The following is a 25,199-nucleotide window of genomic DNA, read 5'->3' on the forward strand; positions in this document are numbered from 1 at the left end:
GACGCCGGTTCGACGCTCGCCTCCTGGCCCGGAGAAGGAGCGGGCGGCACCGCGGAAGCGGTGCCGCCTTACTCGCTCCGGGCTGTGCCGGATCAGGAGCCGACCAGCGTCTCGATCTGGGTCTCGTTGTTCATGGCACCCGACCAGACCCGTACGTCCGTGACCCGTACCGGCAGGAAGTGCTTCCAGGTTCCGGCGGTGAGTCCCTTGCCGATCGCGAACTCACCGGTGCCGAGCTGGGCCGTGAAGGTCTTCGCCTCGCCGTTGAGCGTCGTGCCCACGCGGAGCGCGATCTTTCCGTCCTGGGCATCGAAGACGCCGGTCAAGCGGACGCCGGAGCCGAGAGCTGCCGCCAAGTCCGACTTCACGGAGGTGAAGGTGCCGTCGGCGTTCAGTCGGCCGAAGTGCCAGTAGCCGACCGGGACGGTCGCCTCCCCCGAAGGAGAGCTGTCGTCGAATACGGTTTCGGTGCCCTCAACCTGGTACCACAGGCCCCATGCCGAGCCGTCGGCCGTCCGCTGTCCGAGGACCTGGCCGATGTAGCCGACACCCTTGGAAAGGATCTTGTCCCGGTCCAGCGCAATCCGCGTAGACACCGTGAACGAGCCGGTGTCATCGACCAGCGGAGATTTCGTGGCGGCCTCGTCGTTGACGCCGTCGAACTCGAACGCCTCACCGGCCACGGCGGCACCATTGGACAAGGTGAGCGCCCGGCCGTAGCCGGAAGTGGTGTCTGAGACGGTGGTACCCGAGGCGCCCGAAGTCGACCAGTGCGCCACCATTTCCGCCGCGTTGAAGCCTCCGGGCAGCGTCGCCCGGGCCTCGTCGGCGATCTCGGAGTCGATCAGCGCGCGCTGCCACGCGGCAACCTCGTCGATCGAGCCCTTCCAGTAGTCGTAGTACGCGCCACGCCACCAGACACGGCCGATCTGGAACTTGCCTGTGGACGTCCACGACGGGGCAACGGCGCGGGTGCCCTGGAGCTCACCGTTGACATACAGCTTGATCTGGTTGACCGAGGCGTCGTAGACGGCGGCCAGGTGCGTCCAGACACCGACGGCGGCGGGCCGCTTCGCCTTGATGATCTGGTTGCTGATGTCGCCGTCCGTGGCGTCCTTCGGCGAGGTGCGCAGCTCCCAGGTCTTGGAGTCCGCGCGGTATCCGAGGTAGAAGGCACTGTAGTAGCCGCCGGCCATGGTGCCGTCCTGGCCGAGCGCCGTGTTGGTGCGGGTGCCGTCCTCCAGGCGAACCCAGGCGGAGACGGTGTACGAGGAGCCGGTCTGCACGACCGGGCCCGCGGTGGAGGCGTAGCCGTTGGTGCCGTTGAGGGAGAGGCCCTTGTCCGTCACCTGGTTTTCCGGCAACAGCTCGATACCGTCCTGATCGTGCGTGATCAGGCCCCGGCGACCACGGTCGTCACGGGACACCTCACCCGTCAGGGTGGCGTCGGACGCACCGCTGGCCGGTGCACTGTCGAGCGCGGCGCCCGTGTCCTCGGCGAAGTTCCAGCGCCCGACGGGATCCGCACCGGTCGCGACCACGAACTCAACTGGCTGGGGAGCGCCCCAGCGGCCCAGGGTGTCCTGCGCTTGGACTTCGAGCTTGAATGTGCCGGACCTGGGCGGCGTGATGGTCGCGGTCACGGTGGAGCCGGACAGCGGCGTTGACCAAATCAAACTCGAAAGCCGGTACTGGTATGCCCTGATGGTGTCCCCGGCCGCGGGAGTGAAGGTGAATCCGCCAGGCACTCCGGGAGCACCGGCCGCGGGACAGTCGTTCGGGAGGCATGGCTTGTACGGGCTACTGAAGGTGACCGTGGGCGCCTTCGGAGCCGAGGGATCGACCTTGAAGTAGCACCAACTGGTGTAGCCGGAGGACTGCACGTACTTGCCCGCGTCGTCGAAGACCTGAGTCAGGGACGCGTAGCGGTACAGAGAGCCCTCGACAAGGGTGGTCGGCCAGGAGGTCGTCACCTTCGTGTTGTCGCCGACGAAGTTGGTACCAGTGGGGCTGGCGATGCCCGAGCCGGACCAAGTGCCGTCGATGGCCTGCTCCTCGATGCGGAACCAGGCGTGCAGCCGGGCCCCGGCCTCACCGCCGGCCGAGGTCTGCGGCGTCGACGTCAGCGCGGGCGTGGGGTCGGAGACAACGGTCGGGGCCGCAGCGTTGGTGTCACACACATGGTTAGAGCCGCTCACGATGCCGACGTTGGTCGGCTTCGCCGGGTAGGCGACGTACTGCACGCGCAGGACCGCGTCGTTCTTGAACCGCTTCCAGGCGGACGTGTCGGTCTCGTCATTCGCCCGGATCTCCAGCGTGAGCCGCGAGAACTTGCCGGCGGCGAAGTCTCGCACGGTGGGCGTGAGGTTCTCGTTCGTCTCCTCCGGATTGTCATTGAACTCGATGGGAGCGTCAGGGGAGTTCGGGTCGCACTCCGAACCGCGGCCCGCCGAGACATACCGGTCGACCATCCAGTCCAGTTCCTTGGGCCGCGTGGCCCAGGTCGTAGCGGAGGAGATGTTGTCGGTGCGGACCAGGTCGACCCAGCGTGGGTCACACTGGAAGGCCCACGGCTCCGTCACCGCGAACGTAGCGTCCAGGACCCGCTTGCCCTTGAGGCTGTCGGGCACGAACTCGAAGTAGAGCCGCTGCACGTACCCAGGACCGCAGTAGTAGCCGTTCCACGAGCCGCACTTGCCCACGCCTTGACCGTTGCCGTCACTGCCGTTGCCCCAGCCGTAGGACTCGTAGCCATCCGAGCGCAGGAGAGTTCGCTCCGACTCGCCCCAGGTCACAGTCGGGTCGATGAACACCGGGTACGCGTCCGTGGGGGTGCTGCTCAGCATCTCGGCGTCTGGCACGATCGACAGGGCGTCTTTGGTGACCTCGATGTCCATGCGGGAGACGTTGTCGCCCTGGCCGGGCTCCAACCCGGTTCCAGATGCAGCCTGCTCAGAAGGGTCAGCGGGTATCGGCTGCCCCTCGTCCGCCATCATGGCCTTCCGCCCAAGCTGCGGAGCCAGCCCGGACTCATCGGCAGGCTTCCCCGCCGAGTCCCACATCCGTGCGGGCGGCGCTCGGAAGACAGTGGTCCCGCTGCCGTCGACGGCGGCCAAGTTGCCCGCCGCACCCTCCTGAACGGTCAGTCCGTCCGTCTTGAGCTCGAAGGTGAGCTCCTTGAGCGCCGGATTCGCCGCCGCCTCTGGCGTCTTGACCACCAGCACCTGCTGGAAGCTCTCGGCCGTTGCCGTCACCTTCAAGTCGACATCCGGCAGCACATCGCGGTACACCGCGCTGGCCCCGTCGACCTCCGGTGCGGGGAGGTCTCCCTTCCAGTCCAGCTCAAGAGACCGCCCATGGTGGGCGATCTTGACCAGCGAGTCATTGTCGGCCCCGCCGGAGAAGGACATCTCCGCGGATGCGGCCTTCGGGCCGACGGTCCCGTCGGCACGCTTCTCCAGCGTGGCGTCGGGAACCTGCCAGCCGCCGCCGGGCTTCGCCACACGCACGGGAACCGTGTGCTGCTCCAGAGTGAAGGTGAATCCGTCGGGATTCGCGAAGACACTCGTACGCTCCGAGCGCTCTCCCGCGACTTCGACACGCTGGCCCGAATCCTTGGCCTGCTCCAGCGCGCGGTGTGCTTCGTCAAGTACCGGCGAATCGACCGTCGGGACGGCGGCCTGCGCGGCCGGAGCCGGAGCCCCCAATGCCATCGTCAAAGCTGACAGGGCGATCACCGTGCCCTGAGCACGCTGAATCACCCACCGTTTCCTCACGATTCCCACCCCTGTTTAACGCAAAGTTCACAGTAGGCAAGTCACCTAACGACATGGCTCCATGCAACGTCAAGGACCTTTGGCCTCTTGCGGAGGACACAACTCACCCCGCAAATACGGGCATAGGGCGATACATCTGAACCGCACATGCATCACCTCGGCCACGTAAGCATCACCACCTGTAGCGGTCCTCGCCACGGTTCACCACGCGAGACCGACCAACCACCCTCACGACTGACGTACGCCATAAAGCGTCACCTCACCCGGTCTCGTCTCGAAGCCTCTCAAGCGGAACATGAGATTCCGACTTCAGTGCGCAGCGTGACTACAAAGGGGTTACCAGACAACGTGTGACAGCTCACACCCCCACATCACCGACGCTCCGGCCTCGGCAGCCACAGCAGCATCAGTACCGCGCCCGCGAGCAGGACCCCCGTCGCCGTGCGGAACGCCAGCGCGTAGCCCGCCGTCAGGGCCTCGGGGCTGGTGGCGCCGCCGGTGCGGGCCGCCGCGACCGTCGACAGGATGGACAGGCCGAGGGCGCCGCCCATCGTGCGGGAGGTGTTGACCAGGCCGGAGACGAGGCCCGCGTCGCCCGGGCCGGCGCCGCTGGTGGCGAGGGTGGCCAGCGGGGTGATCAGCAGGCCCATGCCGGCCATCATCAGGATGCCGGGGCCGAGGATGATCGTCAGGAAGGTCCCGTCGGCGGTCATCGTCGACTGCCAGCCGAAACCGGTCGCCGCGACGAGGGCGCCGATGACGGCGAGGTTGCGGGCGCCTGTCACGGGCATCAGGCGCGGGCCCAGCTTGGAGCCGACGATGACGCTGACCGAGCTCGGTATCAGGGCGAGACCGGCCTGGAGCGGGGTGTAGCCGAGGACGTTCTGGGCGTAGACCGTCATGAAGAACCACATGCCGAACGAGGTCGAGGCGCACAGCAGCAGCGTCACGTTGGCGGCCGAGACCGCACGCGAGCGGAAGACCTTCAGCGGTACCAGCGGCTCCGCCGTCCGCGCTTCGACGGCGACGAAGACGCCGAGGAGCGCGAGACCGCCCAGCAGCGGCACCAGCGTGGCCGGGTCGCCCCAGCCCACCTCCTCCGTCTGCACGATGCCGTACGCCACGGCCGCGAGGCCGCCGGTGACGAGGACCGCGCCCGGCAGGTCGAGCCGCCGGCCTCCGGGGCCCCGGCTCTCGCTCAGCCACAGCACGGCGCCCACCAGGACCAGGACGCCGACGGGCACGTTGATCAGGAGGACCCAGCGCCAGGAGAGGAGGTCGACCAGGACGCCGCCGACGAACCCGCCCGCCGCGCCGCCGGCCGCGCCGACCGCCGTCCAGGTGCCGATCGCCCGGGTCCGCGCGGGTCCGGCGGGGACGGTGGCGGTGACGATGGTGAGCGTCGCGGGCGCGAGGACCGCCGCGCCGAGTCCCTGTACGGCGCGGGCGGCGACGAGCTGCCAGCCGTCCTCGGCGAGGCCGCCCGCCGCGGAGGCGGCGGTGAACAGCCCCAGGCCGAGCAGGAACATCCGCTTCCGGCCGAAGAGATCGGCCGCCCGGCCACCGAGCAGCATGAACCCGGCGAAGGTGATGGAGTACGCGTTGAGGACCCATTGCAGCCCGAGGGCCGACAGCCCGAGGTCGGTCCGCATCGACGGCAGCGCGACGTTCACCACCGAGACGTCGAGGACGACGAGGAACTGCCCGGCGCAGGCGGCCAGGACGACGAGCCAGGTGCGGCGGTCGGGTCGTACGGACGCGGCGTGGTCGGTGGCCGACTCGGTGGGGACCATGCCCGTCATGGTCGCAGACAGGTTGCGGCCCGTACATCGGGATTCGGTCCCAGGACAGGGCCGGTCGGCAGGCAGACAGACAGGCCGCCAAGCGGTCAGGCCGACAGGCAGACAGGCAAGCCGTCAGGCAGCGAGAGTCGGGCCGACAGGCCCGACGACAGCGCCGCGCGCGACGGCGCTACGACCTCCGCAGCATCGTCACCACGGCCGCGCCGCCCAGGCCGATGTTGTGCGCGAGTCCGACCCGCGCCCCCGGCACCTGTCGCGGTCCCGCCTCGCCCCGGAGCTGCCAGACCAGTTCGGCGGCCTGCGCCAGGCCCGTCGCCCCCAGCGGGTGCCCCTTGGAGATCAGCCCGCCCGACGGGTTCACCACCCAGCGGCCGCCGTAGGTCGTCGCACCCGACTCGACGAGCTTCCCTGACGCGCCCTCCTCGCACATGCCGAGGGCCTCGTACGTCAGCAACTCGTTGATGGAGAAGCAGTCGTGGAGTTCGACGACGTCCACGTCCTCGATGCCGAGCCCGGACCTCTCGTAGACCTGCCGGGCCGCGGCCCGGGACATCGGCCGGCCCACCGCGTCGACGCAGGACCCGGAGGCGAAGGACTCCGCCGTGTCCGTCGTCATCGCCTGGCCCGCGATCTCCACGGCCTTGTCGTGCAACCCGTGCTCGACGACGAACCGCTCCGACACGACCACGGCGGCGGCCGAGCCGTCGGAGGTCGGTGAGCACTGCAGCTTGGTCAGCGGGCGGTGGACGGTCTTGGCGGCGAGGATCTCCTCGACCGAGTACACGTCCTGGAACTGGGCGTTCGGGTTGTTCGACGAGTGCCGGTGGTTCTTGGCGCCGACGGCGGCGAGTTGGACCTCCGTCGTCCCGTACCGCTCCATGTGCTCGCGAGCCGCGTTGCCGAAGATCTGCGCGGTGGGCGGGCTCGTCTCGAAGCCGTGGGCGGCGGCCATGATGCCGTAGTGCCGGGCCACCGGAGAGGTCGCGCCCCCGACATGAGCGGCTCCGCCGCCCGCACCTCCCCCCAGCGCCCCGCGTGCCATCTTCTCGAAGCCGAGCGCGAGCACGCAGTCCGCGATCCCGCCCTCCACGAACTGCCGGGCCATCATCAACGCCGTCGACGCCGTGGCGCAGTTGTTGTTGACGTTGTAGACGGGAACGCCCGTCAGGCCCAGTTCGTACGCGGCGCGCTGCCCGGCCGTGGACGCCTGGAAGCAGTAGCCGACCGGCACCTGCTCCACCCGCTCGTACGAGATCCCGGCGTCGGCGAGGGCGGCCGTCCCCGCCTCCCTCGCCATGTCCCAGTACTGCCAGTCCCGGGTCTCGGGCTTCTCGAACCTCGTCATCCCGACGCCGACGATGTACGCCTTCATCCGCGACAACCCCTCAGTCTCTCGGCAGGCCGAGCAGACGCTCGGCGACGACATTGAGCTGGACCTGCGTGGTGCCGCCGGCGATGGTCAGGCAGCGGGACATCAGCAGCCCGTGCACCGCCCGCTCCCCCGCCCCCTCCCGCACCGCGCCGCCCGGCCCGAGCAGTTCGAGCGTGAGCTCGGCGACCTTCTGCTGGTGCACGGTCTGGACGAGCTTGCGGACGCTGGCCCCCGCGCCCGGTTCGAGCCCCGACACCTGGAGCATCGTCGTGCGCAGACCGAGGCAGGCGAGGGCGTGTGCCTCGGCGGCGAGCGCTCCGACGCGTACGCGTACGGCGTTGTCGGCGCCTGCCGCCCGGTCGAGCAGCGCTTCGAGACCGGTGTCGAAGGCGACCTGGTCGGCCATGTGGACGCGTTCGTTGCCGAGGGTGTTGCGGGCGACCCGCCAGCCGTCGTTCACCTCGCCGACGACCGCGTCGGCCGGCAGCGGCACGTCGTCGAAGTACACCTCGTTGAAGAGCGAGTCGCCGGTGATCTCCTTCAGCGGCCGGATGTCGATCCCCGGGGTGTTCTTCATGTCGACGACGAAGTAGGTCAGCCCCCGGTGCTTGGGGGCGTCGGGGTCGGTACGGGCGAGGAGGATGCCGAAGTCGGCCCACTGGGCGGCGCTCGTCCACACCTTCTGTCCGTTGACCCGCCAGCCGCCGTCGTCGGCGCGTTCGGCCCGGGTGCGCAGGGAGGCGAGGTCGGACCCTGCGTCGGGCTCGGAGAAGAGCTGGCACCACCGGAGGTCACCGCGCAGCGTGGGGCCGAGGAAGCGGTCCCGCTGCTCGGGCGTTCCGTACGCGAGGAGGGACGGGACGACCCAGGTGGCGATCCCGAGCCCGCCGACCTTCACCCCCGCGTCGGCGGTCTCCCGCTGGACGGCGAGCTGCTGGAGCGGCCCGGCGCCGAGGCCGTACGGCGGCGGAAGGTGCGGGGCGGCGTAGCCGGTGGGGGCGAGGACGCGGCGGGCGGCGGCGGGGTCGAGCCCGACGGCGGGTGCGATCGCCTGCCGTGCCCGGGCGCGGTACGCGTCCGCCTCCGGCGGGAGTTCGAGGCGCAGTTCGCGCCGGGCACCGGCGACGGCGAGCCGTACGGCGTGGGCGCGATGGGTGTCGCCCGGGCCGAGGAGCTGGCGGGCGACGAGGGCCCTGCGGAGGTGGAGGTGGGCGTCGTGCTCCCAGGTGAAGCCGATGCCGCCGAGGATCTGGAGGGAGTCCTTGGCGCAGCTGTACGCGGCGTCGAGGGCGGTGGCGGCGGCGAGCGCGGCGGTGAGGGACCGCACGTCGTCCTCGGTGTCGTCCTCCGAGGCCGCGCGGGCGGCGTCCCAGGTGAGGGCGTGGGCCTGCTCGACCCGTACGAGCATGTCTGCGCAGAGGTGCTTGACGCCCTGGAAGCGGCCGATGGGCCGCCCGAACTGCTCGCGGGTCCTGGCGTGTTCGGCGGCGGTCTCCAGGGCGCGGGCCGCGGTGCCGCAGGCGTCGGCGGCGTACAGCACGGCGGCGAGGTCCTGGACGAGGGCGGTGTCGACGCCGAGGATCCGGTCGGCGGGCACATGGGTTCCGGCCGCGCCGACCTCGGCGGTGGGCCGGGTGGGGTCGGCGCTGTCGTGGGCCCGGACGGACAGGGTGTCGGCGTCCACGGCGGCCCAGACGGGGCCGCGCGCGGTGGTGGCCGCCAGGATCAGCAGCCCGGCCTGGGCGCCGCCGAGCACGGGCGGTGCGGTGCCGTCGAGGAGGAGCCCGTCACCGGTCTCGACGGCGGTCAGGCTTCCGGGCGCGAGGGCGACGGCGCCGACGCGGCGGCCCGTGGCGAGTGCGGTGGCCAGTTCGCTCCTCCCGGCCCGCCGCAGGAGTTCGGCGGCGAGGACGGTCGGGAGGTACGGCCCCGGCAGCACCGCCCGCGCGGCCTCCTCCAGGACGACGGCGAGGTCGACGAGTCCACCGCCGCCACCCCCGTACTCCTCGGGCAGATGGAGCCCGAGGAGGCCCTGTCCGGCGGCGGCGTCCCAGTAGCCGGGCCGGCCGGTGGCGGTGTCGGGGACGTCGAGGTGCTTGCGCACCTCCTCGGCGGGGACGACGCGGGCGAACCAGCCCCGGACGGATCGGGCGAGCTCCCGCTGCTCTGGCGTGATGGCGATGCCCATGGCACGGCAGACTAGAACACGTTTCAATCTGACGGAAGGTCAGATACGTGGTCGGGTTGCCCGGGGCCCCGTCGCCGCGGCACCCCCTGGGGCACGGCACGTGTGTACGCGACGGTGAAGAGCAGCTTGCGAGGGGCGACGAAGGTCTCGGTCGCCCGGTCGCCCGTCCTAGGCCACCCGTTCGGCGGTGACCGGGCGCTCGGCCCGCAGCAGCCGGCGACGCCTGGCGCCTCCCGAGACGCGGTGCAGGCCGTACGAACCGGGCTTGCGCGCCTCGCCCGCCAGGTGCTTGACGATGGTCCGGCACACGAACTCCTTGAGCTTCGCTCCGGGGCGGCCGTCGATGTGGAACCACATCGCGACGTCGTACCGGTGGGCGAACTGGAAGATGCCGGCACCTCGGCCCAGGCTGACGCACTGCCCCGCGAACACCTGGTTGAGCGTCGAGGGCTGCTCACCCGCGATCCGGCTGAGCACCGTGTCGGCGGCCCGTGCGCCCAGCGGCATCGCGGCCTGGCAGCTCATCCGCAGCGGGAGGCCCGACGGCGCCGCCGAGTCCCCGGCCGCGACGATGCGCGCGTCGTCCACGCTCGTCAGCGTCTCGTCCGTGAGCAGGCGGCCCAGCGCGTCGGTGCTCAGCCCGCTGCGCGCGGCCAGGTCCGGCACGCCGAACCCGGTGGTCCAGATGGTCACCGCGCCCGGCACCTCGCGACCGTCACCGAGCCGCACGGCGTCACGCGTCACCGCCGTCACCGTCGCGTCGGGACCTTCGAGCACGGTCACACCGAGCTCGGTCAGCCGCCCGGCGACCGAGCGCCGGCCCCGCGGGTGCAGATACGGGCCGAGGACTCCGCCGCAGACCAAGGTCACAACGCGGCCCGCCTCCGCCAGTTCGGCGGCGGTCTCGATGCCGGTCGGACCCGCTCCGACAACGGTCACCCCGGCCGTGGCGGGAGCGGCGTCGACGACCGGCCGCAGCCGCTCCGCCTCCTCCAGGGTGGCGATCGGATAGGCGAACTCGGCCGCTCCGGGCACGCGCGGGTCGGCGCTGCCGCTGCCCACCGCGTAGATCAGGTAGTCGTAGCCGACCGTGCCGCCGCTCGCCAGCGTCACGCCGCGCCCGGCCGCGTCGATCCGGGTCACGGTGTCCACGACCAGCCGAACGCCCTCGGCCAGGACGTCCCGGTAGTCGACGACCGCGTCGTCGGACCCGCCCACCAGTTGGTGCAGGCGGATCCTCTCGACGAAGGCCGGACGCGGGTTGATCAGAGTCACGGTCACGTCGTCGCGCCGGGTCAGACGATTGGCCGCCATGACACCGGCGTACCCGCCGCCGATCACGACGACATCGGTGTTCTCGTTCACAGTGTCTCCCTGGTGAGTTGTCCTCGTACCGTGCCTTCGCCCTTGAGACGCCGGGGGACCGATCGCTGTGACATCGTGTGGGGCATCACTCAGCGGGACCTTCATCCGCCGCGGGAAACGAGCGGCGATAATCGCGCACATGTTCCGTACCCTGCGTACCTTGCTGATGGCCCTTCTGATGGCCGTCGCGGCGACCGCCGCATCCGCGCTGCCGGCCCAGGCGGCCGCCGAGCTGCCCGGCGGCAAGGCCAATTTCGTCGTCTCCCTCGGCCACCTCAAGGACGGTGCCCGCAACAACTGGGTCCGCCTCGGCACCTACGAGTTCGACGCCGCCGCCGGCACGGTCTCGGCCCGCATGTACGTCTGGGACCACGCCGTGCCGAAGGCCCGGGAGGGCACCGGCACCGTGCCCGACAGCAGCTGCTCGTCCACCGACCTGAAGAGCACCACGCACGTGCTCGCCTGCCAGATCAAGACCGCGGGCGGCTTCACCGGCTCCCCCACCGAACTGCGCACCGGCATCTACACGCTCCAGAACGACACGATCGACGGCGTGTCCACGCCGACCGTGTGGATCAAGTGGAACCACACCACCGCCTGGACCGAGAAGTGGGCCATCGAGACCGGCACGAACCTCGCGCGCCTGTCGTTCCTGCACAACACGAAGGCCACCACGGGTTACGGCTACGGCAGCAACGCGGCCCTGACCACGCGCCGCGCCATGACGACCGTGCAGGCCCACCCGTCGACGATCCGCCTCCAGGGCACGACCTGGGCCAAGGACGTGACCGGCACCAGCGGCGGTGTCTTCCACCACGAGAACTTCCGCACCTGTGAGACCACGACGTGGTGCCTCACCTACCTCCAGCCGACCTCGTCGACCGCCTGCCAGAAGGAGGGCGGCTGCCCGAACTACGGCGGCGGCACGGCGTCGAACATCTCGTCCATCCAGTACTACCTGCAGAAGCTGAGCAACACCGACCGCCGCGACACCCTGTGGCACTGGTGCACCTGCTTGGCCGTGGAGCGGAACGAGCTCTGCTACACCGGCAACTCGCACGTGAAGCCGATGTACCAGATCATCGACGACACCGGCACCTTCCGCGGCTGGGTCGGCGTCGAGGCGTCGTACTACCCCGGCACCCTCACGGACCCGAGGAAGAGCGACATGTTCAGCGTCTTCCGTCTGGCCGACTGGACCTGATCCCCTCCCCTTCGACACGTCGGCCCCGCAGCGCGAAGGCGGACCAGGCGACCGCCGCCGTCAGCGCGGCCGCGATGAACACCCCCAGGACGAGCGCCTCCGGCCGCCAGCCGAGGGAGATCCGAGTCCCGAGGAAGGCGAGGACGACCGCGATCCGCCCGGGGGCGTAGACGGGGACCCTGGCGGCGGTGGCGCGCAGGACGGCCGCCACCGCCACGCCCGTCGCGGCCCAGACGGCCAGGTACGGCCAGACCTCCCCCGGAGCGGCGGGCGGCAGGCCGTACTCCTCGGGTCCGATACGGAACAGGGATCCGGCCCAGCCCAGACCCACCCCGAGAACGACCACACCGGCCACCCACAACGCGTGGCGCCACATCGGGCCGGGCGCCACTCTCTCTTCGTCGTCGGAGCCGGAGAATTCGAAGAGTTCGATCACGCCCTGAAGGACGTCGTCCGACGGGTCCGCGTTGCCTCCGGGCGGCGCGGGGGCAGGACGGTGTGGTTCGCGTGCGGGGCGTAGGGCACGATGGGCGCTCGCACACGCGTACCCGCCAGTAGGAGGACCGCCCATGGCCGCCGAGCCCGCCCCCGAGATCCTTGCCGCCTTCGAGGCCGCGAAGGGCTTCATGCCCGTCAAGGAAGGGCTCGCGCTGTACGAGGCGGCTGCCGAGGCCGCCACGCTCGGGCTGCCCCTCCTGGAGGTCGGTACGTACTGCGGGCGCTCCACGATCCTGCTCGCGGACGCGGCCCGGGCGGCCGGGACCGTCGCCGTGACCGTGGACCATCACCGCGGCAGCGAGGAGCAGCAGCCGGGGTGGGAGTACCACGACCCGACGGTCGTCGACCCCGAGGTCGGCCGGATGGACACGCTGCCGACGTTCCGCAGGACCCTGCACGCGGCCGGCCTGGAGGACCACGTGATCGCGGTCGTCGGGCGCTCGCCCCAGGTCGCGAAGGTGTGGGCGGGCGAGCTCGGCCTCGTCTTCATCGACGGCGGGCACACGGACGAGCACGCGACGGCGGACTTCGAGGGCTGGGCCCCGAAGGTCGCTCCCGGCGGCCTCCTCGTCATCCACGACGTCTTCCCCAACCCGGAGGACGGCGGACAGGCTCCCTACCGCGTGTACCTCCGGGCGCTGGAGTCGGGCGACTTCGAGGAGACCTCGGTCACCGACTCCCTCCGGGTCCTGCGCCGCGCTCGGAGCTGGAGCGCGACGTCCTCGATGACCGCCGTCGGCTCGCCGGGAACGGCGGCATGCTCGGCTGTCAGCTCGGCGCCCCGCCCAGGCGGATGACCCAACGGCGGGAGTTGTCGGAGTCGCAGCTGAACTGGACCATCCGCACGTTGTTCTCGGTGGACCGGCCGCCCGCGACCGTGGCGCACTTGTTCGTCTGGACGTTCACCACCTGGTAGGAGGTGCCGCCCCAGTTGGACAGGCGCCAGCGGCGCGAGGGGTCGGAGTCGCAGGTGAACTGAACGAGCGGGTGGTTGTTGTCGGTGGACCTGCCGCCGGCGACCGTCGCGCACTTCCCGCTCTGGAGGTTGACCAGCTGGAAGGAGTCGCCGTTCCAGTTGGTGATCCGCCATCTGCGCGACCGGTCCGTGTCGCAGTCGAACTGGAGGAGCTCCAGGTTGTTCTGGGCGAGTGTGCCGCCGTTGAAGGTCATGCACTTGCCGGTCTGCAGGTTCCGGAACTGGAAGGTCGCGCCGGAGATCCGGGCTTCCGACGTGGTGGTGTCCGCCGCGGGGCGGGCGACCGCGGGGAACGGCAGGAGCAGGGTGCTTCCGGCCAGGAGGATCGTCGATGTCGTCAGGAGGCGACGGGACCGCGTTTCCTTGCGTAGACGCATGGGACCGTTCCTCTCTTGCGAGTGAGAAGGGAGGGGACGGCGGCCGCCTTCTCCACTATCAGCGGGTCCGGTGCCCTGTGCAAACGCGGGGCGGCCGACTCGTCGCACGGTCAACCAGTCCGCGGAACAGGGCCCCCCTCCGTGGTCGTTGCGAGATTGCCCCCACATAGCCTCACCCTCTCCTCACACACGTCCGGCGATACGGGCAATCCGGCGCCGGAACGCCTACAGTCACGGGGTGCCGTACGACCACCGCAAGCTCCTCGCCCTCCCCCTTGCCCTGACCGCCTGCGCCGCCCTCGCGGCCTGCGGGGGCGGGTCGGCCACGCAGGCCACACGTACCGCCGACGCCAAGGCCACCGGCGCGGTCCCCGCGGGGCCGCCGCGGACGGTGCTGCCGTTGACGGGGCGGACCGTCGTCATCGACCCGGGACACAATCCCGGCAACTTCCGCCATTCCCGGGAGATCAACCAAAAGGTTGATATCGGGTCGGGCCGCAAGGAATGCGACACCACCGGCACCTCCACCGGCGCCGGATACACGGAAGCCGCGTTCACCCTCGACGTCTCACACCGTCTGCGCGATCTCCTCGAGGCCCAGGGCGCCGAGGTCGTGCTCACCCACGACGCCGACCGTCCCTTCGGGCCCTGCATCGACGAGCGCGCCCGGACCGGTAACGCCGCCCGCGCGGACGCCGTCGTCTCCGTGCACGCCGACGGCTCGGCGACCGGCAACCGCGGCTTCCATGTGATCCTGCCCGCCCGCGTCCGCGCCGGCGCCGCCGACACCACGAAGATCGTCGGCCCCTCCCGTATCCTCGGCGAGGACATCGCCCGGCACTTCGCCCGGGCGACGGGGACCGCGCCCGCCAACTACCTCGGCTCGGGTACGGGGTTGGACATCCGCGACGATCTCGGCGGGCTCAATCTCTCAACCGTCCCCAAGGTCTTCGTCGAATGCGGCAATATGCGTGATCCGAAGGACGCCGCACTGCTGACCGATGCGGCGTGGCGCCAGAAAGCGGCGCGGGGAATCGCGGACGGCATCAGGACCTACCTCAAGGGGTAGAACCGGCGGGCGATAGATTCGCTCCGTACGATGGGGCCGCCCCCGTGCTTCGCGCCACCCCGACGAGACGACCCGACGAAGGACATTTACGTGAATATCCGCTCCCTCACTCGAGGCGATGGCGTGGTGATCGGTGCAGCGGTGGTGCTGTTCATCGCCTCGTTCCTCGGTATCACCGGCGGCTGTGAAGGCGAATTCTGCGACCGGATCGAGACCCCGAACTCCTGGGAGATGTCGCCCCTCGGCTGGGGCGCCTTCCTCCTCGGCATCGCGGGCGCCGCTCTGGTCGTGCTCTCCCGCGCGCTTCCGCAGCCCCGCAAGGTCGCCGGCCTGGAGCTGGGGCAGATCGGTGTCGCGTTCACCGTGGCCTCGGCCTGGAACCTGCTGATGTGGATCTTCGAGTCCGAGAACGCCGGCGTCGGCCTCATCCTCGGACTGATCGCCTCCCTGGTCCTCGCCGGTGCCGCCGTCGCGGCCCCGCTGGTCCCGGCCCTCAAGGCTCCGCTGGTCGGCGCCCCGCGTCCGCAGACCGCGCAGCCGTACGGCGTGCACCCCGGCCAGCCCGGCCAGCAGGGCGTCGCCGACGGCTACGGCTACCCGGGTGCCCAGCAGCAGCCCTACGGCGCCCAGCCCCACCAGCCCTACGGGGCCCAGCCGCAGCCCGACGCGCAGGTCGCCCAGGCGCAGCAGCAGGCCCCGGCGCAGGCCCAGCAGCCGGCGCAGGCCCAGGGGCAGCAGCCCGCCGCCGACTTCGCGCCGTTCTGGTTCGCGGTCCCGGTCGCCCGCCCGCTGTACGCGGAGGACGGCTCCCCGACGCCGATCGCCGAACTGGCTCCCGGTACCTGGTACCTGGCGGTCGAGCAGCGCGGTCCCGGCCTGGTCGCCCAGACGCAGGACGGCCGCCGCGGCGTCCTCCAGGACACCACCGGCATCCAGCGCGGCTGAGCGCTCACCCCGCTTCACGACGACGGCCCCCCGCCCGGAATCCCTTCCGGGCGGGGGGCCGTTGCCGTACAGTCCCCCCATCCGCACCTGACACACCGTCAGAAAGGTTGGTGGGGGACCATGCGGCTCGGACTCGCCCTCGGCTACTGGGGGCGCGGCCCCTCCCCCGCCCATCTCGACCTCGCCCGGGAGGCCGAGCGGCTCGGCTACGACTCCGTGTGGACCGCCGAGGCCTGGGGCTCCGACGCGTTCACCGCGCTGACCTGGATCGCCGCACACACCAGCCGGATCGGACTGGGCACCGCCGTCGCGCAGATGGCCGCGCGGACGCCGACCGCCACCGCCATGCACGCGCTCACGCTCGACCACCTCTCCGGCGGCCGGATGATGCTCGGTCTCGGCCTCTCGGGGCCGCAGGTCGTCGAGGGCTGGTACGGCCGCCCCTTCCCCCGCAGCCCGCTGACGGCGACCCGCGAGTACGTGGACGTGATCCGCCAGGTCCTGCGCCGCGAGGGGCCCGTCGCGCTCGACGGGCGGTTCCACCCCCATCCGTACGCCGGTGAGGACGGCACCGGGCTCGGGAAGGCCCTCAAGCCGATCACCCACCCCCTGCGGCCCGACCTCCCGGTCCTCCTCGGCGCCGAAGGGCCGAAGAACATCGCGCAGACGCTCCGGATCGCCGACGGCTGGCTGCCGCTCTACTGGTCCCCGACACGCCACGCCGAGGTCTACTCGCTGCCCGAGCGGCTCCCCGAGAATTTCATGGTCGCCCCCATGGTCCGCGCCCGGCTCTGCGACGACCCGGCCGAGGGTCTGCTGCCCGTCAAGGCGATGCTCGGGTTCTACATCGGCGGCATGGGCCACGCGGCCCGCAACTTCCACGCCGATCTGATGGGACGCATGGGGTACGCGTCCGAGGCCCGGCACATTCAGGAGCTGTTCGCGGCCGGCCGCCGCGAGGAGGCCGTGCTCGCCGTCCCGGACGCCTTCGCGGACGAGATCTCGCTCGTCGGGCCGAGGGAGCGGATCGCCGAACGGCTTGCGGAGTGGCGCAAGGGCCCGGTGACCGACCTGCTGGTCACGGCGCCGGACCCGGCCACACTCCGCGTACTCGCGGAGCTCAATTCCTAGGTCGTGTCCGCGGAGTCCCGCCTGGCCCGCGACGCCCTTCGGGCGGACGGCGATACTTTGCGGACACTCCCCAGGACGCTTGCCGAGCCGGCGTCAGCCGCCCAGCTGGGCGGTGGTGGGGACCTTGTCCTTGACCTCGGCGCCCGCGCTCCTGCCCGCGTCCTTCACGCTGGTGATGACGTTCTCGAACGCGCCGACGTCGGCCTCGCTCGCCTCGCCCTTGCGCAGCTTCGTACCGAGGTCCTTCAGCGAGTCGATGCCGGCCGACAGCGGCGCCACCGCCTTGGAGAGCAGTTCGTCGCCCTTGGCGTTGTTCACCGCCGCCTTGAGCCTGTTGTACGCGAAGGCCCCGGCCAGCCCGGCCTTGACCAGGGCGAACTTCTGCCCGTCGGCGCCCTTCTTGAACTTGCCCTCGCGGTACGGCTTCACGATCCACTGGTACGTGGCGCCGGCCGCCAGCCCCGCGTTGGCGACGAACCGGGTCTTGGCCAGCTTCTGCCGCTCGGCCGTGCCCGTCGGGGTCGCGCTGCCGCTCGCGCCCGGCTCATCGTCGCCTCCGCCGCAGGAAGCGGTCGTCAGGAGCAGGGCGCAGGACAGGAACAGGGCGACGACGCCACGGCGTACCGGAACAGGACGGAGCACGGCTGGACCTCCCTGGGGGCTTTGGCGTCAGCCTCGCCCCGGTCACCCCACCGCACCACCCGGGCGACGCCGAACGGGTTTCGGAGGGCGGGACGCGGTAAGGCGAGCCGTATGACTTCCGGACGGAGTAACACCACGCAAGCGGCGCGGGTGATCGCGATCGTCGCCGATGTCTTCGCCGCCATCATCGGTCTCTGGATCCTGATGTACCTGCTGGACGCCAACCGGGGCAACGGGCTGGTGGAGTTCGTCCAGAGCGTGGCCCGCTGGCTGGCGGGCTGGTCGCACGATCTGTTCACCTTCGACGAGGCGTGGGCGCGCGTGGTGGCCGGCTACGGTCTCGCCGCCGTCGTGTACCTCGTCGTCGGGCACACGGTGGCCGGCCGCCTGCTGCGCCGCCACTGACCTTTCCGAGGGCCGTCCGGGGCCATCGCGCTCCGGACGGCCCGGGCGTTCACCCGCAGCAGTCCGGCTCCAGGCCTCTCGGCAGCCGCTCCCCGCCGAAGACGGCGACCGTCGCCTCGTCGCCGCCCAGGGCCGCCACCGCGAGCAGCAGCGACCCGGCCGTCCAGGCGGTGAGTTCCTCGGGCCATACGGCCCGGTTGCCCTCGAAGACGTAACCCGTCCAGTACATGCCGCCCTCGGCGCGCAGGTGCTGGATGGACTGGAGGATCTCCAGGGCGCGGTCGGACTCGCCCATGACCCACAGGGCGAGGGCGAGTTCGCAGCTCTCGCCGCCGGTCACCCACGGGTTGGGCAGCACGCACCGCACACCGAGGCCGGGGACCACGAAGTCGTCCCAGTGCGCGTCGATCCGGGCCTTGGCCCCGGCGCCGGTCAGGGCGCCGCCGAGGACCGGGTAGTACCAGTCCATGGAGTAGCGGGACTTGTCGAGGAAACGCTCGGGGTGGCTGCGGATCGCGTGGCCGAGGGCGCCGGCCGCCAACTCCCAGTCGGGCTGGGGCTCTTCCCGCTCCTCGGCGATGGCGAGCGCGCAGCGCAGCGCCTGGTGGATGGAGGAGCTGCCGGTGAGGAGGGCGTCCTCGACGGGCGTGCCGTCGGGCTCGCGCTTCCAGCCGATCTGGCCGCCGGGGCGCTGGAGGGCGAGGACGAACTCGACGGCGGCGTAGACGACGGGCCACATCCGGTCGAGGAAGGAGTCGTCGCCGGTCGCGAGGTAGTGGTGCCAGACGCCGACGGCGACGTACGCGACGAAGTTGGTCTCCCGGCCCCGGTCGGTGACGTCGGCCGGGTCGCCGTCGTGGTAGGCGGCGTACCAGGAGCCGTCGGGGTTCTGGTGCCGGGCGAGCCACTCGTAGGCCCGCGCGGCGGCGGCGTGCTCGCCGGCCGTGTCCAGGGCCATGGCGGCCTCGGTGTGGTCCCACGGATCGAGGTGGTGGCCCCGGAACCAGGGGATCGCCCCGTCCTCCCGCTGGACGGCGAGTATCCCGGCGACGGTCTCGGCGGCCTGCTCGGCGGTGAGGACCCCGGGCAGGAGGAGGTGCTCCGCGATGCGCTCCGGAGAGGTCACTGGGCGTCGGCCTTCGGCAGGTGCGGCTTGGTCGCGTACGCCACGAAGCTCTTGCCGACGACCGGGTTGAGCAGCTGCTCCGCGACCCGGGTCAGGGCGGGCTTCTTCATGATGTCCCAGACCAGGAGCTTGTGGTACGCGCGGACGGGCAGGGCCTTGTCGTTGTCCACGCCGAACGCGCACTTCAGCCACCAGTACGGCGAGTGCAGCGCGTGCGCGTGGTGGGTGCCGTACGGCTTGAGGCCCGCCTGGCGGATCTTGGCGAGGAGCTCGTCCGCCTTGTAGATGCGGATGTGGCCGCCCTCGACCTCGTGGTACGCGTCGGACAGCGTCCAGCAGATCTTCTCGGGGCCGTAGCGCGGGACGGTGATGGCGATCCGGCCGCCGGGCTTCAGGACGCGGACCATCTCGGCGAGCACGCCCTTGTCGTCCGGGATGTGCTCCATCACCTCGGAGATGATGACGACGTCGAAGGACTCGTCGGGGAAGGGCAGGTTGAGCGCGTCGCCCTCCATCGCGGTGGCGGTCGCGCCGGCGGGGGCCTCGCCGGCCTCCTTCATCGCGGCGAACCACTTGGCGACCTCGCGGATCTCCTCGCCGTTCTGGTCGAGGGCCACGACCTGGGCGCCGCGCCGGTAGCACTCGAAGGCGTGCCGGCCCGCACCGCAGCCCAGATCGAGCACGCGGTCGCCGGGGGCGAGCGGGAAGCGGGTGAAGTCGACGGTCAGCACGAGGGCCTGCCTTCGCGGTCGGAATGGTCCACAGGGGTGGCCGCGGAGCGGCCGGAGATCGCGCCCGCGGAACGGGCGAGGGGGTGCGCCGCCGAACGGGCGCGGGAGCGCGCCGCCGAACGGGCGTCGGGCCGGGGCGTGCGGCGGGCGGAGGAGGCCGCCGCCGCGTCGGCGCGCGGAGGCGTCGACGGGCGGCGTCGCGGTGGGGTCACCGGCGGGCCCCCTGGGCCTGCCGGGCGATCGCCTCGCGGTAGAGGCCGGCGGTGCCCTGTGCGGCGCGGGCCCAGGTGAAGTGGGCCAGGACCCGGGCGCGTCCGGCGGCGCCCAGACGGGCCCGCAGCTCCGGGTCGCCGAGCATCCGGCCGAGGGCGGCGGCCAGCGCGTCCGCGTCGCCCGGGGGCACCGCGAGGCAGGTCTCGCCGTCGCGTCCCGCGACCTCGGGGATCGCACCGCCGGTGGTGGCGACGAGCGGGGTCCCGGTGGCCATGGCCTCGGCGGCCGGCAGCGAGAACCCTTCGTACAGCGACGGCACGCAGGACACCTGGGCCGAGCGCACGAGGTCCACGAGTTCGGCGTCCGTGATCCCCTTGACGAACTCGACGGCGTCCGCGAGTCCGTACCGCTCGATGGCCTGGGCGACCGGCCCGTCCTCGGCGCGCCTGCCGACGACGACGAGATGGGCGGCCGGGTTCTCGGTACGGAGTTTGGCGAGCGCCTCGACGAGATGGATCAGGCCCTTGAGGGGCACGTCGGCGCTGGACGTGGTGACGATCCGGCCGGGGATCTCGGCGACCGAGGGGTCCGGGGACCACAGGTCGGTGTCGGCGCCGATGTGGACGACCCGGATGCGGTCGTCGCGTACGCCGAGATGGTCGACGATCTCCTGCCGGGAGGTGCCGGAGACGGTCAGCACGGACGGCAGCCGGCGGGCGACCCGCTTCTGCATCCGGGTGAAGGCGTACCAGCGGCGTACGGAGGCGCGGCGCTTCCAGTCGGCGGCGGCGTCGAGTTCGAGCCGCCGGTCGACGGTGATGGGGTGGTGGATCGTGGTGACGAGGGGCGCGCCCAGGTCCCCGAGCAGCCCGTAGCCGAGCGTCTGGTTGTCGTGGACGACGTCGAAGTCGCCGCGGCGGGCGGCGAGCATGCGCCGGGCCCGCAGGGAGAAGGTGAGGGGCTCCGGGAAGCCGCCGGTCCACATGGTGGCGACTTCGAGGGCGTCGATCCAGTCGCGGTACTCGTCGCGCCCGGGCGTGCGGAAGGGGTCCGGCGAGCGGTAGAGGTCCAGGCTGGCGAGCTCGGTGAGCGGGACGCCCTCGTCCAGGACGGGGTACGGCTGCGAGCCGATGACCTCGACGCTGTGGCCGAGCCGGGCGAGCTCGCGGGAGAGGTGCCGGACGTAGACGCCCTGGCCGCCGCAGAACGGGTTTCCCTTGTACGTGAGGAGAGCGATCCGCAACGGACGGTCACCGTCGTCGGTGACGCCCTGGCGGGGGCCTGACTCTATGGCCTCAGCGGTCACTCGCTGCCCCCTTCGAGCGTGCGTTTCGCGGGAGCGTAACCGCTCGCGCTAATCTAGAACAAGTTACAGACTTGATCGCTCTTGATCGTTCAAGGTGCACTGAATCTACCGGCAGGTAGCCCCACTGTAGGAGCCGGATCAGGTGATTCGCGCCACGGCGGGCGCCCCGCCATACTGTCGCTCCCCCACCGCCGTCGTCGCGCTCGGCGGTCCGCACGGAACGGGACTCCATGACCGCGGAAGACAGACCCGCCTCGCCGCCCCTGACAGAGCGCCAGGAGGCGCGACGCCGCCGCATCCTGCACGCCAGCGCGCAGCTGGCCGGGCGGGGCGGTTTCGACGCCGTACAGATGCGCGAGGTCGCCGAGGCGGCCGGGGTGGCGCTCGGCACGCTGTACCGCTATTTCCCTTCCAAGATCCATCTGCTGGTCGCGACGATGCAGGACCAGCTCCAGCACATGCACACCACCCTGCGGAAGCGGCCGCCCGCGGGCGACAGTTCGGCGGAGCGGGTCGCGGAGACGCTGATGCGGGCGTTCCGGGCGCTCCAGCGCGAGCCGCAGCTCGCGGACGCGATGGTCCGCGCGCTGACCTTCGCGGACCGCAGCGTGAGCCCCGAGGTGGACACGGTGTCGCGGCTGACGACGGCGATCATCCTGGACGCGATGGGGGCGGAGCACCCGACGCCGGAACAGCTGTCCGCGGTGCGGGTGATCGAGCACACCTGGCACTCGGCGCTGATCACATGGCTGTCGGGCCGCGCCTCGATCGCACAGGTGAAGATAGACATCGAGACGGTCTGCCGGCTGATCGACCTGACGGCGCCGGCCGGGGCGACCGCGCCCGCCGTCACTCCTCGGGCGGGAAGACCGGCTCCCCGCCGTCGAGCAGAGTGATCAGGATCGCCTCCACCGGACAGCCCTCGGCCGCCGCGAGCACGCTCTCGTTCGCGTCCGCCTCCGGACGCGTGGGGCGCGACTGGCGGGCCGAGTCGAGGCGGAAGCCGTCAGGGGCGTGGTTCACGCACATGCCGGAGCCGATGCACACCCCCCGGTCGACCTCCACGTGCCACCGGTCGCCCATCACGCACCACCCGGCCCCTCGTACCCGGCCGGCAGGTGGATCATCTTGTGCTCCAGATACTCGCCGAAGCCCTCGGGGCCGAACTCCCGCCCCAGGCCGGAGTTCTTGTAGCCGCCGAACGGGCCGAGCATGTCCAGGCTGAAGGTGTTCACGTTGAAGGTGCCGGTGCGCACCCGGCGGGCGAAGTCGATGCCGTGCTCCACGTCCCCGGTCCAGACGCTGCCGCTGAGCCCGTAGTCGGAGTCGTCGGCGAGCCGGAGCGCCTCGCTCTCGTCCCCGTACGGCAGGAGGCAGACGACCGGACCGAAGATCTCCTCGCGGGCGATCCGCATGGAGTTGTCGACTCCGCCGAAGAGCGTCGGTTCGACGTACCAGCCGCGCTCCAGGCCGGAGGGGCGGCCGCCGCCCGCGAGGATCTTGGCGCCTTCGGCCTGGCCGATCCCGATGTAGTCGAGGGAGCGCTGTCGCTGGCGCCGGGCGACCAGCGGACCGACCTGGGTGGCCGGGTCGAGCGGGTCGCCGACCACGAGCGCGCCGGCGGCCGCGGCGAACGCCTCGGCGATCTCGTCGTACCGGGAGCGCGGCGCGAGGATACGGGTCTGGGCGACGCACGCCTGGCCGTTGTTCATCCAGGCGGCCGGGACGATCCCGGCGACGGCGGCCTCCACGTCGGCGTCGGGCAGGATGACGGCCGCGGACTTGCCGCCGAGTTCGAGGGTGACGCGGGTGAGGTTGCGGGCGGCGACCTCCATGACACGCTTTCCGGCCGCGACCGATCCGGTGAAGGAGACCTTGTCGACGCCGGGGTGGCCGACCAGGTACTCGCTGACCTCGCGGTCGGCGGGAAGGATGCTCAGGACCCCCTCCGGCAGCCCGGCCTCGGTCGCGATCTCGGCGAGGATGTAGGAGTCGAGGGGGGATTCCGGCGACGGCTTCAGCACCACCGTGCAGCCGGCCAGGAGCGCCGGTCCCAGCTTCGCCGCCGCCGTGAACTGCGGCACGTTCCACGGCACGACGGCCGCGACCACGCCCACCGGCTCGCGCCGCACCATGATCGGCCCGAGGACTCCGGTCCGCCGGCTCTCGTACGTGAAGTCGCGGGCGACGGTGATCGCCGCGTCCCAGACCATCATCGCGCCGAGCGCCTGGGCGAGCACGCTCCAGGAGTACGGGGAGCCGTTCTGGGAGCTGATCGAGCGGGCGATCTCCTGGTGGCGCACGGCGATGGCGTCCTTGATCCGGGTGACGACCTCGATCCGCTCCTCGAGCGTCGTCCGGGGCCAGGGCCCGCGGTCGAAGGCCTCGCGGGCGGCGGCGACGGCCCGGTCGACATCGGCCCGGGAGGCGTGCGGCACGCGGCCGATGACCTCCTCCGTGTGGGGCGAGATCACCTCGATGACCTCGCTGCCGAGAGGATCGGTCAACTCGCCGCCGACGAACAGCTTTCCGTGCTCCACAAGCTCGGTCATGACCGACTGCCTCCCGGAACCCGCAATGTTTCTGACTGTGTCTCAGAACTGATACCAGTTCTAGTTATACTTGGCCAGACTCAGGACGAAACCGGCCCCCACCAGCGGCTTTACCGCCGGTGGGGGCGTCCTCATGCCGCCTGGGCCGTCTGTGGGCCGTCCGGTGCTTCACCGAAGGCCCGGTAGACGTTGTCGACGGCCTTCCGAGTCCGGCTCTCACTGCTCGGCATGAGGTGGGTGTAGGTCCGGAGCGTGAACCCGGGGTCGGCGTGCCCCAGGTACCCGCTCAACGCCTTGATGTTCTCGCCGGCGTCGAGGAGGACGGACGCGTAGAAGTGCCTCAGCGCGTGCATGCCGTCCTCGCGCGACTCCTGGGGCCTCTCCCCCGGTTCGGGCTCCGGGATGATGCCAGCGGCGATCAGGGCGGGCTTCCAGGACGCGGTGTTGAAGTAGTGCCGACCGACGGCCTTGGCCTCCTCCGTGGTGAAGATCAGGCGCTTGGTCACCGGCGGGCCGGTGAGGGTCTCCCAGGGCAAGGTGACCTCCTGGGGCGGGAACGCCTCCATGTGGGCCGCCAGGGCGCGACTCACGCGCTCGGGCAGGGGGACGTCGCGCACCTTGCCGCGCTTCGGCGGGGCGAAGACGGCTCGCCCGCCGATGAGCTTGACCTGGTAGCCGACGTGCAACCAGCCGGTGAGGAAGCCAACTTCATCGACCGGGAGCCCGAAAATCTCTCCCTGCCGCAGACCGCAGCCACCCCCGACGTCGACCAACGCCCGGTAGTGGGCAGGAAGCGCCTCCCTCACCGCGAACACCTGGTCGGCACTCCACGGCCGAACCCGCTTCGAGGCCAGCGTCGGCGCCTTGACCGACGCGGCGCGGAAGGGGTTCCGGCTGATCAGCCGGTCGTCCACGGCAGCCGTGAAGACGGCCGACACGTTGGCGTAGATGGTCCGCCGGGTCGACGCGGCGAGACCCGCGTCTTCGAGCTTCCTCAGCCACTCTCGGATGTGCTCGGGCTGGAAGGAGCCGAGAGGGCGAGCCCCGATGTACGGGAAGGCGTGCAGCCGGATCCGCGACTCGGCTCCGGTGCGGGTGGCGACGTCTGTCGTCTGGGCGGCGATCCAGCGCTCGGCGTACTGCTGGAAGGTGGTGCGGCCGACCTTGGGGTCGATGAACTCGCCCCGCGCCATGTCCGCCTCGATGCTGGTCAGCCACTGCTCGGCGAGACGCTTCTGCCGGTCCGGGAAGCTCTTGGACTTCTCGGTGCCATCGGGACCGACGTACCGGGCCCGGTAGCGCAGCCCGGTGCCGTGCCGGTCCGTCTTGACTCGCCGCGTCTTGCCGTCGGCGCCCTTCTCGTCCTTGAACCAGCGGTCCTGGATGTGACCTGCCATGTGGTGCTGTGCCTCTCTCGGGAACACTGTGGGGGGGGGGGGGGGGGGCGCGGCCCCCCCGGGGGGGGGGAGGGTGGGGGGGGGGGGGGGGGCGGGGGGGGGGGGGGGCGGGGCGGGGGGAACG

Annotated in this window: 21 protein-coding genes; 7 read left to right on the forward strand and 14 right to left on the reverse strand. The window is 71.4% G+C overall.

Features of this window, described 5'->3' with window-relative positions; genetic code table 11:
* Positions 1 to 92: 92 nt before the first annotated feature.
* The 5 genes from ABZY12_RS29710 to ABZY12_RS29730 form a co-directional block, all read right to left on the reverse strand.
* Positions 93 to 3,761, reverse strand: coding sequence for a LamG domain-containing protein (locus tag ABZY12_RS29710; protein ID WP_356895685.1), 3,669 nt, complete (start codon positions 3,759 to 3,761; stop codon positions 93 to 95).
* Between the two features lie 386 nt (positions 3,762 to 4,147).
* A complete protein-coding gene (locus tag ABZY12_RS29715; protein WP_356895687.1) occupies positions 4,148 to 5,569 on the reverse strand; it encodes an MFS transporter in 1,422 nt (473 codons plus the stop codon).
* A gap of 178 nt (positions 5,570 to 5,747) precedes the next feature.
* Positions 5,748 to 6,950 (reverse strand): lipid-transfer protein, encoded by a 1,203-nt coding sequence (locus tag ABZY12_RS29720; protein ID WP_356895689.1) that lies wholly within the window; start codon positions 6,948 to 6,950, stop codon positions 5,748 to 5,750.
* A gap of 13 nt (positions 6,951 to 6,963) precedes the next feature.
* On the reverse strand, positions 6,964 to 9,138 hold the full coding sequence (locus ABZY12_RS29725; protein WP_356895691.1) for an acyl-CoA dehydrogenase: 2,175 nt from the start codon (positions 9,136 to 9,138) through the stop codon (positions 6,964 to 6,966).
* Between the two features lie 168 nt (positions 9,139 to 9,306).
* The gene (locus ABZY12_RS29730; RefSeq protein WP_356895693.1) at positions 9,307 to 10,503 is read right to left on the reverse strand and encodes an FAD-dependent oxidoreductase; all 1,197 of its coding nucleotides are present in this window, start codon (positions 10,501 to 10,503) and stop codon (positions 9,307 to 9,309) included.
* A 139-nt stretch (positions 10,504 to 10,642) separates the two neighbouring features.
* Here ABZY12_RS29730 and ABZY12_RS29735 point away from each other — a divergent pair, with 139 nt between their 5' ends.
* Positions 10,643 to 11,707, forward strand: a complete 1,065-nt coding sequence (locus tag ABZY12_RS29735) for a hypothetical protein (protein ID WP_356895695.1) — start codon at positions 10,643 to 10,645, stop codon at positions 11,705 to 11,707.
* Here the strand turns inward: ABZY12_RS29735 and ABZY12_RS29740 are convergent.
* Complete coding sequence (locus ABZY12_RS29740; protein WP_356895728.1) at positions 11,676 to 12,083, reverse strand: hypothetical protein; 408 nt, start codon at positions 12,081 to 12,083, stop codon at positions 11,676 to 11,678. The genes ABZY12_RS29735 and ABZY12_RS29740 overlap by 32 nt on opposite strands.
* A gap of 193 nt (positions 12,084 to 12,276) precedes the next feature.
* Here ABZY12_RS29740 and ABZY12_RS29745 point away from each other — a divergent pair, with 193 nt between their 5' ends.
* A complete protein-coding gene (locus tag ABZY12_RS29745; protein ID WP_356895697.1) occupies positions 12,277 to 13,002 on the forward strand; it encodes a class I SAM-dependent methyltransferase in 726 nt (241 codons plus the stop codon).
* On the opposite strand, the gene ABZY12_RS29750 is transcribed toward ABZY12_RS29745, so the two are convergent.
* Positions 12,974 to 13,558, reverse strand: coding sequence for an RICIN domain-containing protein (locus tag ABZY12_RS29750; protein WP_356895699.1), 585 nt, complete (start codon positions 13,556 to 13,558; stop codon positions 12,974 to 12,976). The genes ABZY12_RS29745 and ABZY12_RS29750 overlap by 29 nt on opposite strands.
* Before the next feature lie 238 nt (positions 13,559 to 13,796).
* Between ABZY12_RS29750 and ABZY12_RS29755 the strand changes: the two genes are divergently transcribed.
* The 3 genes from ABZY12_RS29755 to ABZY12_RS29765 all read left to right on the forward strand — a co-directional run bounded on the left by ABZY12_RS29755 (position 13,797) and on the right by ABZY12_RS29765 (position 16,703).
* A complete protein-coding gene (locus ABZY12_RS29755; protein WP_356895701.1) occupies positions 13,797 to 14,627 on the forward strand; it encodes an N-acetylmuramoyl-L-alanine amidase in 831 nt (276 codons plus the stop codon).
* Positions 14,628 to 14,717: 90 nt separating this feature from the next.
* The gene (locus tag ABZY12_RS29760) at positions 14,718 to 15,572 is read left to right on the forward strand and encodes a DUF5336 domain-containing protein (protein ID WP_356895703.1); all 855 of its coding nucleotides are present in this window, start codon (positions 14,718 to 14,720) and stop codon (positions 15,570 to 15,572) included.
* Between the two features lie 120 nt (positions 15,573 to 15,692).
* Entirely contained in the window at positions 15,693 to 16,703 is a 1,011-nt protein-coding gene (locus ABZY12_RS29765) for an LLM class F420-dependent oxidoreductase (protein ID WP_356895705.1), read from the forward strand.
* Between the two features lie 93 nt (positions 16,704 to 16,796).
* On the opposite strand, the gene ABZY12_RS29770 is transcribed toward ABZY12_RS29765, so the two are convergent.
* A complete protein-coding gene (locus tag ABZY12_RS29770; RefSeq protein WP_356895707.1) occupies positions 16,797 to 17,345 on the reverse strand; it encodes a hypothetical protein in 549 nt (182 codons plus the stop codon).
* A 111-nt stretch (positions 17,346 to 17,456) separates the two neighbouring features.
* Here ABZY12_RS29770 and ABZY12_RS29775 point away from each other — a divergent pair, with 111 nt between their 5' ends.
* Positions 17,457 to 17,750 (forward strand): hypothetical protein, encoded by a 294-nt coding sequence (locus tag ABZY12_RS29775; protein WP_356895709.1) that lies wholly within the window; start codon positions 17,457 to 17,459, stop codon positions 17,748 to 17,750.
* Positions 17,751 to 17,799: 49 nt separating this feature from the next.
* Here ABZY12_RS29775 and ABZY12_RS29780 read toward each other — a convergent pair whose 3' ends face one another.
* The 3 genes from ABZY12_RS29780 to ABZY12_RS29790 form a co-directional block, all read right to left on the reverse strand.
* Positions 17,800 to 18,876, reverse strand: a complete 1,077-nt coding sequence (locus ABZY12_RS29780; protein WP_356895711.1) for a prenyltransferase — start codon at positions 18,874 to 18,876, stop codon at positions 17,800 to 17,802.
* Positions 18,873 to 19,607 (reverse strand): class I SAM-dependent methyltransferase, encoded by a 735-nt coding sequence (locus tag ABZY12_RS29785; RefSeq protein WP_189802044.1) that lies wholly within the window; start codon positions 19,605 to 19,607, stop codon positions 18,873 to 18,875. The genes ABZY12_RS29780 and ABZY12_RS29785 overlap by 4 nt, the downstream gene beginning before the upstream one ends.
* Before the next feature lie 208 nt (positions 19,608 to 19,815).
* Positions 19,816 to 21,126: a glycosyltransferase family 4 protein gene (locus ABZY12_RS29790; RefSeq protein ID WP_356895714.1), complete on the reverse strand. Its 1,311-nt coding sequence runs from the start codon at positions 21,124 to 21,126 to the stop codon at positions 19,816 to 19,818.
* A gap of 230 nt (positions 21,127 to 21,356) precedes the next feature.
* Here ABZY12_RS29790 and ABZY12_RS29795 point away from each other — a divergent pair, with 230 nt between their 5' ends.
* Positions 21,357 to 22,022 carry a TetR family transcriptional regulator gene (locus ABZY12_RS29795; RefSeq protein ID WP_356895716.1) on the forward strand — a complete coding sequence of 222 codons (666 nt, stop codon included), beginning with the start codon at positions 21,357 to 21,359 and terminating at the stop codon, positions 22,020 to 22,022.
* On the opposite strand, the gene ABZY12_RS29800 is transcribed toward ABZY12_RS29795, so the two are convergent.
* The 3 genes from ABZY12_RS29800 to ABZY12_RS29810 form a co-directional block, all read right to left on the reverse strand.
* On the reverse strand, positions 21,976 to 22,209 hold the full coding sequence (locus ABZY12_RS29800) for a ferredoxin (protein WP_356895718.1): 234 nt from the start codon (positions 22,207 to 22,209) through the stop codon (positions 21,976 to 21,978). The two genes, ABZY12_RS29795 and ABZY12_RS29800, sit on opposite strands and share 47 nt — an antisense overlap.
* Positions 22,209 to 23,678, reverse strand: a complete 1,470-nt coding sequence (locus tag ABZY12_RS29805; RefSeq protein WP_356895720.1) for an aldehyde dehydrogenase — start codon at positions 23,676 to 23,678, stop codon at positions 22,209 to 22,211. Before ABZY12_RS29805 ends, ABZY12_RS29800 begins: the two co-directional genes overlap by 1 nt.
* Before the next feature lie 131 nt (positions 23,679 to 23,809).
* Complete coding sequence (locus tag ABZY12_RS29810; RefSeq protein WP_356895722.1) at positions 23,810 to 25,075, reverse strand: site-specific integrase; 1,266 nt, start codon at positions 25,073 to 25,075, stop codon at positions 23,810 to 23,812.
* Positions 25,076 to 25,199: the final 124 nt, after the last annotated feature.

Origin of the sequence: Streptomyces sp. NPDC006551, assembly GCF_040611675.1 — a bacterium.
GTDB lineage: Bacteria > Actinomycetota > Actinomycetes > Streptomycetales > Streptomycetaceae > Streptomyces.

Bases quoted from the DNA above. Each gene is read 5' to 3' on its own strand.
- ABZY12_RS29715 (WP_356895687.1), bottom strand. From the start codon at position 5,569: ATGGTCCCCACCGAGTCGGCCACCGACCACGCCGCGTCCGTACGACCC.
- ABZY12_RS29720 (WP_356895689.1), bottom strand. From the start codon at position 6,950: ATGAAGGCGTACATCGTCGGCGTCGGGATGACGAGGTTCGAGAAGCCC.
- ABZY12_RS29725 (WP_356895691.1), bottom strand. From the start codon at position 9,138: ATGGGCATCGCCATCACGCCAGAGCAGCGGGAGCTCGCCCGATCCGTC.
- ABZY12_RS29735 (WP_356895695.1), top strand. From the start codon at position 10,643: ATGTTCCGTACCCTGCGTACCTTGCTGATGGCCCTTCTGATGGCCGTC.
- ABZY12_RS29740 (WP_356895728.1), bottom strand. From the start codon at position 12,083: ATGTGGCGCCACGCGTTGTGGGTGGCCGGTGTGGTCGTTCTCGGGGTG.
- ABZY12_RS29745 (WP_356895697.1), top strand. From the start codon at position 12,277: ATGGCCGCCGAGCCCGCCCCCGAGATCCTTGCCGCCTTCGAGGCCGCG.
- ABZY12_RS29750 (WP_356895699.1), bottom strand. From the start codon at position 13,558: ATGCGTCTACGCAAGGAAACGCGGTCCCGTCGCCTCCTGACGACATCG.
- ABZY12_RS29765 (WP_356895705.1), top strand. From the start codon at position 15,693: ATGCGGCTCGGACTCGCCCTCGGCTACTGGGGGCGCGGCCCCTCCCCC.
- ABZY12_RS29775 (WP_356895709.1), top strand. From the start codon at position 17,457: ATGACTTCCGGACGGAGTAACACCACGCAAGCGGCGCGGGTGATCGCG.
- ABZY12_RS29795 (WP_356895716.1), top strand. From the start codon at position 21,357: ATGACCGCGGAAGACAGACCCGCCTCGCCGCCCCTGACAGAGCGCCAG.
- ABZY12_RS29800 (WP_356895718.1), bottom strand. From the start codon at position 22,209: ATGGGCGACCGGTGGCACGTGGAGGTCGACCGGGGGGTGTGCATCGGC.
- ABZY12_RS29805 (WP_356895720.1), bottom strand. From the start codon at position 23,678: ATGACCGAGCTTGTGGAGCACGGAAAGCTGTTCGTCGGCGGCGAGTTG.
- ABZY12_RS29810 (WP_356895722.1), bottom strand. From the start codon at position 25,075: ATGGCAGGTCACATCCAGGACCGCTGGTTCAAGGACGAGAAGGGCGCC.